This is a genomic window from Yersinia sp. FDAARGOS_228, assembly GCF_002073315.2.
Taxonomy (GTDB): Bacteria; Pseudomonadota; Gammaproteobacteria; order Enterobacterales; family Enterobacteriaceae; genus Yersinia; species Yersinia intermedia.
The window spans coordinates 1,201,292-1,215,590 of record NZ_CP020409.2 but is presented as its reverse complement, the minus strand read 5'-3'; the positions used below and the strand labels follow the sequence as shown (position 1 = coordinate 1,215,590).

Below are 14,299 nucleotides of genomic sequence, written 5' to 3'. Positions count from 1 at the left end.
TTGTGTGCGGCTGAAAAATGACGCGTAACTATACTTGCGGGCGGTTTGAAACTCAAGGACTGACGGGGATTTATTCTTGTTCTGGCTCTTACTTCGCTAAAAAGGCATTTTTTGTTCATTAAATAACCAATGGATGTAGATCCATTAGTCTATTAAATCTTTCAATAAAATCATTGGCTCAGTGAAAATATCATTCACTTTTTTTGACCAAGTGAATCAATTACTACGTATTTTTAAATTAACAAAAGCGACTAGAATTATTTACATCCACCGCAAAACAAGCGGTAGCGCTAATCGAAAGTTATTCAAAGTATATAAACATACCCTAAATAATTCGAGTTGCAGGAAGGCGGCAACTGAGCAAATCCTCAGAAGCTTACACCAGTAAGTGACTGGGGTGAACGAAGGCAGCCAACGCGCCTGCCACTTGAAGTATGACGGGTATAAGATATTGGAGTCACCTATGAAACACACTCTCATCATCGCAGCCACAGTCAGTTTGCTCCTATCCGCCAACACGTTTGCCGCCACAGAAATCAGCCGCCAGGAAGCGATGCAGCAGCAGCGTGTCAGTATCGGCGAGATTTCTCTTAACCATAATGTGGTTTCACCGGATGACGCCGTGGCACAAATTAGCAAAATGGCTGATGAACGCGGCGCAACGGCATACCACATTACTCAGATGCATGAGCCGGGTAGCAACACCTCAATTCGGGTAAATGCTGAGATTTACCGTTAGACCCAGCAGTAAAGATACAACACCAGTGAATACGACGACCAACAACCAAAAAAAGCCCTTTGATATGCCCTTGCCCCCAGACCTCTGGGGGCTTTTTTATAAGTGCCTGCTGAAGAATGTGACTCCGGCCTTTAATGCACTTGGGGTAATTTTGTGGCCAATACCGGCCTCGGTAATATAGGTTAGCTGATTATCGCGCCCGCTTGCCCTTAACGCCTGCACCAATCGCGTACTTTCTGCCGCTGGCACCACTTCATCAGCCTCACCATGCCAGACCAATAATGGCCGCTCTGCAATTTTTTCTAACTGATGGCTCAGTTCATAAGCAGCCAGTGGCGCTAAACGACGTTCAAATTCAGCCGCGTTGACCGGCTGCCCCGCCGCCAATGGTGGAAACAACGTGCGAGCCAGTGAGGTAAAATCACCTGAACCCATAAAATCGGCGGCCACTTTCACCCACGGATAGCGAGCAAACGCCCCCAATGTGGTCATACCGCCCATTGATGCACCCGCTACGCCAATGCGATCACCGTCAATCAATCCAGCTTGTTGATAATGTTGTTTAATCGCAGGCAACTCATCAATGTTCGATTTCAGAATCTCCCAGAAATAGGATAAGCGCTGTGATTCATCACCGTTAAACCGCGCACCGTGCATATCCGCATCTGGCAATAGGGTGCGGAAACCAGCTTGTGCGAAGGCATAGGCGAAGTAGGAATAGACCTCTTTTGATGAGGTGTAGCCATGATAGAAAAAAATGGTCGGTAGCGGCTGCTGGCGTTTGCCCGTAGGGGCAGCATGAATCACCTCAATACCATTAATATTTTCCAGCGATATCTCAATCATGGCAAAAAATCCTTTATTGATCAGGCGGAGCATAAACAGGAAAAACCAGCGTAATATACCCAAAGAACAAGGCAGTGTGCCAAAATGAGGATATAAAGTCTTAAATCAATTTCTTCCAAGATATTACGCTTCATCTTGGGATTTTACGGTAACTGCGCCGTTGATAACGAGGCAATAAATGAAGATAAAACGTGTGATGGGGGTTTTACTGCTGGCGCTCGGGCTTTCGGGTTGTAGTGTTTTTCATACGACACCAGCCCCCCCTCCTGCAATCCAGCCTTATGCACAGGAAATTACCCGCGCCCAGAGCCTTAATTTGCAAAAAGTAGGCACCGTCTCAGCGCAGGTATTTGGTAGCCCGATGGATATAGAAGCCGAAATTCAACGTAGGGCTAATGCCAGTGGCGCGCCCTACTATTTGATTATTATGTTGTCCGACAGCATTTATCCCGGCACCTGGTATGCCAATGCGCTGCTATATAAATAATTTATTGGCGCTGCGGGGTGTGCTGATTTCCCTATTGAAAACCGCTGCTGCGACTGAGCAGTAGCGCGCAAACCGCTTCCGGCAGCATATATTGATCACGGTGATCCAACGTCATGCGGCACCAGGCATCGGCCAGAGGGGGTGAGGCAAAACGCAGTAACTGAGAAGCACAACACAGATCGAACAGTTGCTGGGTTAATGCCCGCCCTTGTTCCTCTTTGGGGTTTTTCAGCCGCTGCTGTAATTGCCGCCAAGCACGATCAAACAATCGATTCTGCCCGCGAACCGGATAGAACTCTTGCTGTAGCATCTCGATGGCTGCCGGTAGTTTGCGAAATGTGCGCAGCACATCAAGGCACATGATATTACCGGAACCTTCCCAAATACTGTTTACCGGCATTTCACGATAGAGCCGTGGCAGTTCACTCTGCTCACAATAGCCAATCCCACCCAGCACCTCCATCGCTTCGGCAACAAACCCACTGCCTTGCCCACATACACGATATTTAGCCGCAGGGGTGAGTAGACGGCTAAATATTTGCTCATGAGCCTCATCTGACTTTTCCCAAGCACTAGCTAAGCGCATCAGCAGTGCCGTATGCCCCTCCAGACGCAATGCCATGCGGCTCAGCACTTGCCGCATCAAAGGTTGGTCTACCAGTGGCTTACCAAAGGCCTGCCGCTGCCACGCATGATACAGCGCGACGGAGAAGGCACGCCGCATCAGACCATGGCTACCGAGTGCACAATCAAAACGGGTATAGCCCCCCATTTTCAAAATTTGGCGCACACCGTCGCCCTCATCCCCCAATAACCAAGCAGTTGCATTATCAAACTCAACTTCACTGCTGGCATTGGAGCGGTTGCCAAGTTTATCTTTCAGCCGTTCTAATCGAATGGCGTTATAGCTGCCATCCGGTAATATTTTAGGCAGAAAGAAGCAGGATAACCCCCCATCGGTCTGCGCCAACACCAGGTGTGCATCACTTTGTGGTACCGAGAAAAACCACTTGTGCCCCACCAGACGATAAGCCTCACCATTGCCCCGCCCCCCCAGCGGCTCAGCCCGGGTAGTATTACTGAGTACATCGGAGCCACCCTGTTTTTCTGTCATGCCCATTCCTATCAACAAGCCCCGTTTCTGGCTACCAATGGACTGATGGGGATCAAAGCGATCAGAAAGTAGTGGCGATAGCCAGTTTTGAAATAGTGGTGGGAGTGTTTGCTGTAGTAGTGGGATAGCACCAAAGGTCATGGTTATTGGGCATAGCGACCCGGACTCTACCTGTGCATGTAAGATAAAACGCGCCGCACGGGCAGCAAAAGAACCGATTCGTGCATCTTCCTGCCATGGCAGATTATGCAGGCGATGATTGACCAGCTCCTGCATTAACACATACCAAGCAGGATGAAATCGCACTTGGTCCAAGCGCTGCCCGGCAGCATCGTAGCGCAATAACTCAGGAGGATTGGTGTTTGCCAGCCGCCCAAGTTCAAGAGACTCCGATGATCCCAATTGTAGCCCGATCAAAGAGAGAGTCTCTCCATCCCAACCAGCGTGTTCACGCATCACGGCTTCCCGCAACGCCATGTCAGACAAAAATAAATTACTGTTCGACAATGGCTCCGGCTGATTGAAAACCAAGTGAGTCTGCCACTCCATACCTTCCTCCATTTCGGTATTCTATCCTTCGTACCTGAAGCCGCAGGGGTGTTAGCTACGCTTGCTCACCCGAATCACTTACAACACCGTAAGCTCATCGGGATTCTCTCACTTGCCGCCTACCTGCAACTTCAGTTACTTTGGATATAACTGTACCATCGGCATTCATCAATCAGGGTTAAGTATGGTGCAGGCGCAAATTTTTGCTGGCAGGCTCATCACAAACGGGGATGAAAGCCCTATATATCACTGATGATTTAATTAAAATCCCTATAAAAAAGCCAGCATCCGTGAATGCTGGCTTTCTGAATTCAATAGCAAAAGAAATATTACGCTTTCAATGCCCGCTGACGCACAACTTCAAATAAGCAAACCCCAGTGGCAACCGAGACGTTTAGCGAAGAAACCGTACCCGCCATCGGAATGCTGATCAGTTCATCGCAATGCTCACGGGTCAAACGGCGCATGCCTTCACCTTCAGCCCCCATCACCAGCGCCATCGGGCCGGTCATTTTGCTTTGATACAAGGTGTGGTCTGCTTCACCGGCAGTGCCGACAATCCAGACATTGTGCTCTTGCAGTAACCGCAGGGTGCGCGCCAGATTAGTCACTTTAATCAATGGCACATTTTCCGCCGCACCACTGGCCACTTTTTTGGCAATAGCATTAAGCTGCGCTGAGCGATCCCGTGGCACAATAACCGCATGGACACCGGCGGCATCGGCGCTACGCAAGCATGCCCCGAGATTGTGCGGGTCAGTGACACCATCCAGTACCAGCAAGAACGGCATATCCACGCTTTCCAGCAGGGCAGGTAAGTCATTTTCCTGATACTGACGCCCTTCACGCACTCGCGCTACGATCCCCTGATGGACACCGCCTTCAACCTGGGAGTCCAGCCATTGGCGGCTAGCCACCTGAATCACTAAACCGGCAGCTTCCAGTTCCGCGACCAAAGGTTGCAGACGACGATCGTCACGACCCTTCAGAATAAAAACTTCCAGGAAGCGTTGTGGATCATTGTCTAGCAGGGCTTTGACGGCGTGAATACCGTAAATAATTTCGCTCATGATGCTCTTTTATAAATGATTAAGTATTAATAAGTAAACGAATGCGGGTGGCCAAAGCCACCCGACAATCAGCAGACCATTACTGGTCGCTGCTGGTTTTCTTCTTCGCGCGCTTGGCCTTGGTGGCGGCGGCAATTTTTTTGGTTTTAGCGGACGCTCGTTTTGCTTTCGCTTTGGCTTTTTTCTCAGCCAGCGCTTTATCGTCCAGTTTAGCGGCTGCATCCGCTGGGCGGAATGCACTATCCGGCTCGAAGTTCACTGGTTTTTTTGCACGACGAGGCCGTTGCTGCCCACCACCGGCTGGCGCGCCATCACGGCGCGGAGCACCAGATGAACTGCCACGCCCACCACGACCGGTTGAGGTATCACGCATCGTGCGCTGCCCATCAGCCTTCTTCGCCTTATCTCGGGCTGTTTTACCCTCACCACGCGGCTTACGGGTACTGGAAACCAGAGCAAAGTCAATTTTGCGCTCATCCATATGTACCGCCTCGACCCGAATTTCTACGGTATCACCCAAGCGGTAAACCTGACCTGAGGATTCACCGATCAGACGCTGGCCGATGTTGTCGTAACGGTAATAGTCATTATCCAGGCTGGAAACATGCACCAAACCATCAATAAACAGATCATCCAGACGCACGAAGAAACCAAAACCGGTAACACTGGCAATGATCCCCGTGAAGACTTTACCAACCTGATCCTGCATAAAATCACACTTCAGCCAGTCCGCTACGTTACGGGTAGCTTCATCAGCGCGGCGTTCAGTCATTGAGCAGTGTTCGCCCAATTGCAGCATATCTTCGTACTCACTGTGCCAGCCACCGGTAGGTGTCCAACGCTCTTTCTGATTGCCTTGCTCTTTGGCGAGCTGGTACTTGATAGCGCGGTGCATTGCTAAGTCAGGATAACGGCGGATTGGTGAGGTGAAATGACCATAAGAGGCCAGCGCCAGACCAAAGTGACCCCGGTTTTCTGGATCGTAAATCGCCTGCTTCATTGAGCGCAGCAACATGGTTTGCAGCATCTCATGATCCGGGCGATCAGCAACTTCATCCATCAGTACGGCGTAATCTTTCGGCTCTGGCTTCAAGCCACCACCTAAGGTCAGGCCCAGCTCATTCAGCACGCTACGCAGTGCGGAGATATGGTCATCACTTGGGCGGTCATGCACACGGAACAATGCGGGTTCGTTGTGTTTTTCGACAAAACGAGCAGCAGAGATATTCGCCAAAATCATGCACTCTTCAATCAACTTATGCGCGTCATTACGCACCGTCGATTCAATACGTTCAATGCGCCGTTCCGCATTGAAGATAAACTTGGCTTCTTCGGTTTCGAACGCGATACCACCACGCTCAGCACGGGCCTGATCCAGCGCCTTGTACATGGTATGCAGTTCTAACAGATGCGGCACCAGCGGCTTATATTGCTCACGCAGCGTCTCTTCACCATCAATAATCCGCCACACTTTGGTGTAGGTCAGACGAGCGTGGGAACTCATCACCGCTTCGTAGAACTTATACGACGACAGCTTACCCTGGGAAGAGATGGTCATCTCACACACCATACACAGGCGGTCTACCTGCGGATTCAGGGAGCAAAGACCATTTGATAGCACTTCCGGTAACATCGGAACCACTTGCGATGGGAAGTAAACCGAGTTACCACGGTTGCGAGCTTCATCATCAAGCGCGGTGCGTGGGCGCACATAATAGCTAACATCAGCAATGGCCACCCACAAGCGCCAGCCACCACCGCGTTTCTTCTCGCAGTAAACTGCATCATCGAAGTCGCGGGCATCTTCACCATCAATAGTGACCAATGGCAGATTGCGTAAATCCACCCGCCCTTTCTTCGCCTCTTCCGGTACTTGTTCTTTTAGGTCTGCCACTTGTTTTTCAACTTGTGGCGGCCAGGTATGGGGGATTTCATGGGTACGCAGTGCGATATCTACCGCCATGCTGGTGCCCATATTTTCACCGAGAACTTCAACAATCTTACCCACGGCTTTAGTCCGGCGGGTCGGGCGCTGGGTCAACTCGACCACCACCATATAACCCATCCGCGCACCGTTGATAGCTTCTGGCGGGATCAGAATATCAAAACTTAATCGACCATCATCCGGTACCACAAAACCAGTACCTGCATCGGTAAAGTAGCGGCCAACGATCTGGCTGGTTTTTGGTACTAATACGCGCACGATACGCGCTTCACGGCGACCTTTGCGGTCAGCACCAACTGCCTGGGCCAATACCACATCACCATGAATGGCGGTTTTCATCTGTTCTGCGGAGAGATACAGGTCGTCTTTACTGCCTTCAACACGTAAAAAGCCAAAACCATCACGGTGACCAATAACAGTCCCGCGCAGTAAGTCAAGGCGCTCCGGCAAGGCGTAGCACTGACGACGGGTGAAGATCAATTGCCCATCACGCTCCATGGCGCGCAGGCGGCGGCGCAGGGCCTCTAAAGGCTCTTCACCGGTTAAATTAAGTTCATTGGCCAGCTCTTCACGGCTGGCAGGTGTTTCGCGCTTCGCGAGATGAGCCAAAATGAATTCCCGGCTAGGGATCGGTGACTCATACTTCTCTGCTTCTCGTTCCAAGAATGGATCTTGTGACATTGCGGTTCCTCCGTTGCCATCAGCAGGTCTTATACCCTGCGTACTTGAAGCCGCAGGGGTGTTAGCTGCGCGCTCTCACCCGAATCACTTACCAGTGTAAGCTCATCAGGATTCGTTTACTGGCTGCCTACCTGCGACTCCAAGTTCTTTGGGTATATATGTCTTTGATTAAGCAAAAACCTACTCAACAAGTAATAATTTGTAGAGCGGGGAATTATCTTTGACCATGTCAGCCAAAGTATAGTTATCCAGCTCGTTAAGGAAACTCTGTACCGCCTGATTAAGTACTTGTTTCAGGCGACAAGCAGGTGTTATGTGGCAAAAATCACTACTGCAATTCACCAGAGACAACGGCTCCAGTTGGCGCACAACATCACCAATTCGAATCTGGTTAGCCGGTTTACCCAGCCGTATGCCACCATTTTTGCCTCGCACGGCGGTCACCAGCCCTACACGGCTCAACTGATTGATTATTTTAACCATATGATTGCGAGACACACCATAGACCTCAGTTACCTGAGAAATGCTGGTCATTTGGCCTTCCGGTAGCGAAGCCATATAAGTAAGCGCCCGCAAACCGTAATCAGTAAAACTTGTTAACTGCACGTATACCCCTGAGTATCAGTTTACCCGGCTTAAGCCCATCTGAAATAACACTTTTTTGATCGGTTATAAGTGCGATTCTAAGCGCTATTTACATAACGTACACCCTAAATAATTCGCGTTACAGGAAGGCGGCAACTACACGGATCCCAGAGAGCTTACATCAGTAAGTGATTAGGGTGAACAAAGGCAGCCAAACGCACATGCAACTTGAAGTATGACGGATATATTCTTTGAATGATAAACCAGCCACAAAGCCTGCGGCTAATCATTTAGGTGAAGGGTGGAACTTTTGGTATAAAACGGCATATCCGAGGTCACTTCTGCATCTCATTATACCCAAAGTAACTGGCGTGGCAGTTAACAATGTATGACCGGTATATACAATAAACCGGACCTAAGCCCGGCTTATTGAAGTCTGAATTCTGATTATTTGGCGGTTAGCCGCTTAATCATAAATCAAACGGATCATGCGTCAAATGGGTCGCGCAGGATCATGGTTTCGTCACGGTCTGGGCCGGTAGAGATGATATCAACCGGAACACCGGTCAGCTCTTCTACACGTTTGATGTAGTTCAGGGCTGCCTGTGGCAACTTGCTGTGTTCTTTCACGCCAAAGGTGATTTCTGACCAGCCTGGCATGGTTTCGTAAATTGGCTCGATACCTTCCCAGCCTTCAGCAGCCAGTGGCGTCGTATCAACTTCGCGGCCATCAGGCATACGGTAGCCAACACACAGCTTCACTTCTTTCAGACCATCTAACACATCCAGTTTGGTCATACAGAAACCAGACAGGGAGTTGATCTGCACTGCACGACGCACTGCAACGATATCCAACCAACCGGTACGACGGCTACGGCCTGTTGTTGCGCCATATTCGTTACCTTGCTTACGCAGGAATTCGCCAGTTTCATCATTCAACTCGGTAGGGAATGGGCCTGCACCTACACGGGTGGAATAAGCTTTAACGATACCCAAGACGTAATCAACATAACGTGGACCCAAGCCAGAGCCTGTGGCTACGCCACCCGCAGTGGTGTTAGATGAAGTTACATACGGATAAGTACCGTGGTCGATGTCCAACAAGGTGCCTTGTGCGCCTTCGAACATGATCAGATCACCACGCTTGCGAGCGCTGTCCAACAAGTCAGAAACATCAACCACCATGGCGGTCAAAATATCAGCAATAGCTAATACTTCATCCAGCACTGTTTGGTAGTCAACTGCATCAGCTTTGTAGTAATGCACTAACTGGAAGTTGTGGTAATCCACAATTTCTTTCAGTTTGATAGCGAAGGTTTCTTTGTTGAACAAATCGCCTACGCGCAGACCACGGCGGGCAACTTTGTCTTCATAAGCAGGACCGATACCACGACCAGTAGTACCAATCGCTTTTTCACCACGGGCTTTTTCACGCGCATTATCCAAAGCCACATGATAAGGCAGGATTAATGGGCATGCTTCGGAGAGTAACAGTCGCTCACGTACAGGCACACCGCGTGCTTCAAGTTCTGTCATCTCTTTCATTAAAGCGTCAGGCGCCAATACAACACCGTTGCCGATGATGCTGGTTACGTTTTCACGCAGAATACCTGAGGGAATTAAATGAAGAACGGTTTTCTCACCGTTGATAACCAAAGTATGGCCAGCGTTGTGACCACCTTGATAGCGCACAACATAATTAGCCCGTTCAGTCAGCAGGTCAACGACCTTGCCCTTACCTTCGTCACCCCATTGGGTGCCCAGTACGACGACGTTCTTACCCATCTCAAAAATCACCAGGTTGCTTAAAAAAGGATTCTAACATCTCATTCGGCTGCTTTCAGTACTTTTTAGCACATAACTGGACATTTTTTGTGCTTACATTCAGCCACCCATGCGGCTACGCAACATGTAGTAGATAACAACGCCTGCAACCACTAATCCACCACCAAAACGGCGCAAAGTGGCATCGGGTAATTGGGTCATGGCCTGAATCATTTTGCGCCAGGCTTTGGGATATAGCATCGGGCCAAGCCCTTCCAGCACCAAAACCAAGCCCAATGCTAATAAGATGGTTGAATTCATTGTTTGTCTCAAATGGAAAAGGCCCGCGTGAACGGGCCTTACTGTTACGATCAAAACATGCTGTAACGACAGCCGTTATGGACGTTTACTGGAGTTATCCGGCGACTTCATATAACGGAAGAAATCGCTATCAGGGCTAAGAACCATCACATCATTGCCGCTGTTAAAGCTGTTTTCATACGCACGTAAGCTACGAATGAAGGCATAGAAGTCTGGGTCTTTACTGAATGCGTCAGCAAACAGACGGGCTGCTTCTGCATCACCGCCACCACGAGTAATACGCGCCTGACGTTCTGCTTCTGCCAGTGTACGTGTTACTTCATAGTCAGCCGTTGCACGCAATTTCTCTGCTTCTTCCTGACCTTGTGAACGATGACGACGGGCTACCGCTTCACGTTCAGCACGCATACGTTGGAAGATAGCATCAGAAACCTCAGCCGGTAAGTTGATCTGCTTGATTCGCACGTCAACGACCTCAATCCCCAGCGCCGCCATACTGTTCGGGTTAACCGCAGGCTGTTTGCCACGGGTTTCCTGCTCAACACGGGCTGCCGCAGAGGCAATTGCATCATCAGCTTCAGTGGTAACAGCTTCATCACCCACACTACCGGTGTTCAGCGCATCACGAACATCTGAAGTTAAACGCCCACGTGAGTCAGTCACGATGTCACGCACGTTCAAGCGACCAATTTCAGAACGCAAACGGTCACTAAACTTACGTTTCAACAGCACTTCAGCCTGAGAAACATCACCACCACCGGTGGCCAGATAGTAACGGCTGAAATCGCTGATACGCCATTTCAAATAGGAGTCAACAATCAGGTCTTTCTTCTCGTTGGTGACGAAACGGTCGGCCTGGTTGTCCATGGTTTGAATACGGGCATCCAACGTCTTCACTGTTTCGATAAACGGTATCTTGAAGTGCAAGCCTGGCGCATACACCAACGGCTTGTTATCACTATCACGTAATACCTTACCAAAGCGCAGCACGATACCGCGCTGGCCTTCCTGTACCACAAACAGCGAAGCGTAGAGTGCGATTAACACCACAACGACGATAAGTAAAAAAGACTTACGCATTGGTTATTCTCTCCCTACGCGAGTGGAAGTATCACGCTGAGCATTCGCCCGGCGCTGATCCATGATAGAGCCACTGGTTGAGCTGGTATTAGTGTTGCTGGCACCAGACTCTTGACTGCTATTAGCAGAGGAAGGCGGATTCAAACGAATCAGACTTGTATCTTTGTTGCCATCCGCTTTATTTGCATCAGTGCCTTGGCCGCGCAGCATTTGGTCCAGCGGCAACACCATCAGACTGTTACCTTTGTCACTCGCCAGTACTTTGCGGGTATGACCGAGAACCTTCTCCATCGTTTCGATGTACAGGCGCTCACGGGTAATTTCCGGTGCCGCTTTATACTCAGGCAACAACTTGGCAAACCCTGCAACCTCACCCTGCGCTTCCAACACTTTCCGAGCGGAGTAAGCACGCGCATCTTCTAACAGACGCTGCGCTTGACCATTTGCTCGTGGCTGGACTTCGTTGGTGTAGGCTTCCGCTTCACGAATATACTGTTGTTCGTTTTCACGGGCAGCAATCGCATCATCAAATGCCGCTTTAACTTCTTCTGGCGGACGCGCCGCCTGGAAGTTAACGTCCAGCAGCGTTATACCCATCTTGTATGGACGAATAGTTTCTTCCAGTACTCGTTGAGTATCGCTACGAACGATAGTACGACCTTCGGTGAGGATCTTGTCCATGGTGTATTTACCAATAACACCACGCACTGCACTGTCAGTTGCCTGACGCAAGCTGTCATCCGGGTTAGTCACGCTAAACAGATAAGCGGCCGGATCAGTCACGCGGTACTGCACGTTCATTTCGATGCGAACCACGTTCTCATCAGAGGTCAGCATCACGCCGGATGCGGCTAATTCACGGACCGATTCAACGTTAACCGGAGTGACTTCGTCGATAAAGGTTGGTTTCCAGTTCAAACCAGGCTGCACAATGTGGCTTAATTTACCCAAGCGAGTAACAACACCGCGCTCAGCTTCTTTAATTGTATAGAAGCCACTTGCCGCCCAGATAACCACAACCGCAACCACAGCAATACCCACAATCCGGCCACTGAAACCAGGGCCTTTTGTTGTACCACTGTTATCATTGCCGCCGCTGCCGCCACCTTTACCACCGAGGCTACTCAGTTTTTTGCTCAGTTTTCGGAAGATATCATCCAGATCAGGCGGCCCTTGGTCACGACCACCTTTATTATTGTTATTTCCGCCAGAGTTGCCGCCATTATTATTGCTGCTCCCCCACGGATCGCGGTCCTGTCCGTTATTACCGGGCTGATTCCACGCCATGTTTTAGCTCCATTCTTCTATGATTGGTTTTCTTCAGGCCAAGAGCACATGCCAAAGAAGCTGGCTCTTAATCTCACAAAAAAGGTCAAGTAATCAAATAATTAGCCACGCCGACTAATTAATAATATAACTGACCAAATCTTGCTCTTGTTTACAGAGACGACGCCAATCAACGATAGGCATTCTTACCACCATACCGACGTTCCCGTCCTCGTCTATCCACTCTTTTTCAATTGCCTGAAGCTGGTAAAAACGGCTACGTAGACGACCTGCCTGAGGCGGCAAACGTAATTCAAAGTGTGCGATCTCACCTGAAAGACGTTCCGTCAACGCTTGAAAGAGCAACGGGATCCCTGCGCCGGTTTGGGCTGAAAGCCAAACTCTGACTGGCAGATTGTCTTCGTTGCGATCAATTCGCGGAACAAAATCATCCAACAAATCAATTTTATTCATTACTAATAATGTAGGTATTTCATCCGCCTCTATTTCTGCCAAAACAGAATTAACTGCGGCTATATTCTCAGTTACCCGAGGGTCTGCTGCATCAATAATGTGTAACAGTAATGAGGCTTGCCGTGTTTCTTGTAATGTCGCTTTAAAAGCAGCGACCAAATCATGCGGCAAATGCCGGATAAAACCTACCGTATCCGCCAACACTGTATCGCCCACATCAGCCACACTAATACGGCGTAAAGTAGGGTCCAGCGTGGCAAATAATTTGTCAGCCGCATACACATCGGCTGCCGTAATTTTGTTAAACAGGCTGGACTTACCGGCATTGGTATATCCCACCAAAGATACTGTCGGAATTTCAGCACGGGTACGCGCACGCCGCCCTTGCTCACGCTGCTTTGCTACCCGCTCCAAACGGCTCAAAATCAAGCTGATACGGTCGCGTAACAAACGGCGGTCGGTCTCCAACTGGGTTTCACCTGGCCCTCTTAGGCCAATCCCCCCCTTTTGACGCTCAAGATGCGTCCAGCCACGTACCAAACGGGTCGCAATATGGCGTAATTGCGCTAATTCGACCTGTAATTTACCTTCATGGGTACGGGCCCGTTGGGCAAAAATATCTAAGATTAGCCCAGTACGATCAATGACCCGACACTCACACAAACGCTCAAGATTTCGCTCTTGCGCTGCGGAAAGGGCATGATCAAACAAGACGACAGACGCGCCACTGGCTTTCACCGCGTCAGCAATTTCTTCGGCCTTTCCTTCACCGACAAAATACTTAGGGTGTGGTGCTTTGCGACTACCCGTCACAATTTGCAAAGCCTCTACGCCCGCAGAAGATACTAGCGCTTCGAACTCACGCAGGTCCTCTGAGTTTTTGTCTTGCGAGAAATAGATATGAACCAGTACGGCCTGCTCACCGGCTTCATAGCGGTCAAACAAACGTGCAACCTCTCAAACGGATTAAAACCGCTAGTGCGGAGAACATAAACCCGAATCCGTTGTTTATGTTCCCCGTCATGGTCGACCAGCAATGCGCTTTATTCAGCGTCATCGCTATCCTGCTGCGGTTGTTGCGGCGCAGACGGATTACTACCATGATAATTATTGGTGCTTCCACTCGGCGTATTGCTGTGATGCGAAACCGGGCGAGAAGGCACTACAGTAGAGATGGCGTGTTTATAGACCATCTGGCTGACTGTGTTTTTTAACAGAATGACAAACTGATCAAAAGACTCAACTTGGCCCTGCAGTTTAATGCCATTCACTAAATAAATAGAAACCGGAACCCGTTCACGACGCAATGCGTTCAGGAACGGATCTTGCAAAGATTGCCCCTTAGCCATTCTATATTTTCCTTATTTGCTTGTTGTTT

The 14,299-nt window shown here is 49.7% G+C and carries 13 protein-coding genes; 2 read left to right on the top strand and 11 right to left on the bottom strand.

Going from position 1 to position 14,299, the window contains the following annotated elements; translation table 11 throughout:
- The first annotated feature begins 463 nt into the window (after window positions 1-463).
- Window positions 464-739 carry a DUF1471 domain-containing protein gene (locus A6J67_RS05535; protein ID WP_005193284.1) on the top strand — a complete coding sequence of 92 codons (276 nt, stop codon included), beginning with the start codon at window positions 464-466 and terminating at the stop codon, window positions 737-739.
- A gap of 96 nt (window positions 740-835) precedes the next feature.
- On the opposite strand, the gene yjfP is transcribed toward A6J67_RS05535, so the two are convergent.
- Window positions 836-1,585, bottom strand: coding sequence for an esterase (gene yjfP / locus A6J67_RS05530; protein WP_032908030.1), 750 nt, complete (start codon window positions 1,583-1,585; stop codon window positions 836-838).
- 178 nt (window positions 1,586-1,763) lie between these two features.
- Here yjfP and bsmA point away from each other — a divergent pair, with 178 nt between their 5' ends.
- Complete coding sequence (gene bsmA / locus A6J67_RS05525; protein ID WP_005193286.1) at window positions 1,764-2,072, top strand: biofilm peroxide resistance protein BsmA; 309 nt, start codon at window positions 1,764-1,766, stop codon at window positions 2,070-2,072.
- A 31-nt stretch (window positions 2,073-2,103) separates the two neighbouring features.
- Here the strand turns inward: bsmA and A6J67_RS05520 are convergent, their stop codons facing one another.
- From A6J67_RS05520 to hfq, 10 genes are all read right to left on the bottom strand, one after another.
- The gene (locus tag A6J67_RS05520) at window positions 2,104-3,747 is read right to left on the bottom strand and encodes an isovaleryl-CoA dehydrogenase (RefSeq protein WP_050088976.1); all 1,644 of its coding nucleotides are present in this window, start codon (window positions 3,745-3,747) and stop codon (window positions 2,104-2,106) included.
- Between the two features lie 317 nt (window positions 3,748-4,064).
- The gene (gene rlmB, locus A6J67_RS05510) at window positions 4,065-4,805 is read right to left on the bottom strand and encodes a 23S rRNA (guanosine(2251)-2'-O)-methyltransferase RlmB (RefSeq protein ID WP_005193288.1); all 741 of its coding nucleotides are present in this window, start codon (window positions 4,803-4,805) and stop codon (window positions 4,065-4,067) included.
- Between the two features lie 79 nt (window positions 4,806-4,884).
- Entirely contained in the window at window positions 4,885-7,431 is a 2,547-nt protein-coding gene (rnr, locus tag A6J67_RS05505) for a ribonuclease R (RefSeq protein ID WP_032908031.1), read from the bottom strand.
- Between the two features lie 180 nt (window positions 7,432-7,611).
- Window positions 7,612-8,037, bottom strand: coding sequence for a nitric oxide-sensing transcriptional repressor NsrR (nsrR, locus tag A6J67_RS05500; RefSeq protein ID WP_005193293.1), 426 nt, complete (start codon window positions 8,035-8,037; stop codon window positions 7,612-7,614).
- A 465-nt stretch (window positions 8,038-8,502) separates the two neighbouring features.
- On the bottom strand, window positions 8,503-9,801 hold the full coding sequence (locus tag A6J67_RS05495; protein WP_032908015.1) for an adenylosuccinate synthase: 1,299 nt from the start codon (window positions 9,799-9,801) through the stop codon (window positions 8,503-8,505).
- Between the two features lie 99 nt (window positions 9,802-9,900).
- Entirely contained in the window at window positions 9,901-10,101 is a 201-nt protein-coding gene (locus A6J67_RS05490) for a DUF2065 family protein (protein WP_005193214.1), read from the bottom strand.
- Window positions 10,102-10,176: 75 nt separating this feature from the next.
- A complete protein-coding gene (gene hflC / locus A6J67_RS05485) occupies window positions 10,177-11,181 on the bottom strand; it encodes a protease modulator HflC (RefSeq protein ID WP_005193212.1) in 1,005 nt (334 codons plus the stop codon).
- A 3-nt stretch (window positions 11,182-11,184) separates the two neighbouring features.
- Window positions 11,185-12,468, bottom strand: coding sequence for an FtsH protease activity modulator HflK (gene hflK, locus A6J67_RS05480; protein ID WP_005193209.1), 1,284 nt, complete (start codon window positions 12,466-12,468; stop codon window positions 11,185-11,187).
- A 114-nt stretch (window positions 12,469-12,582) separates the two neighbouring features.
- On the bottom strand, window positions 12,583-13,866 hold the full coding sequence (gene hflX / locus A6J67_RS05475; protein WP_005193207.1) for a ribosome rescue GTPase HflX: 1,284 nt from the start codon (window positions 13,864-13,866) through the stop codon (window positions 12,583-12,585).
- Window positions 13,867-13,964: 98 nt separating this feature from the next.
- On the bottom strand, window positions 13,965-14,270 hold the full coding sequence (hfq, locus tag A6J67_RS05470; RefSeq protein WP_002209151.1) for an RNA chaperone Hfq: 306 nt from the start codon (window positions 14,268-14,270) through the stop codon (window positions 13,965-13,967).
- Window positions 14,271-14,299 lie beyond the last annotated feature (29 nt).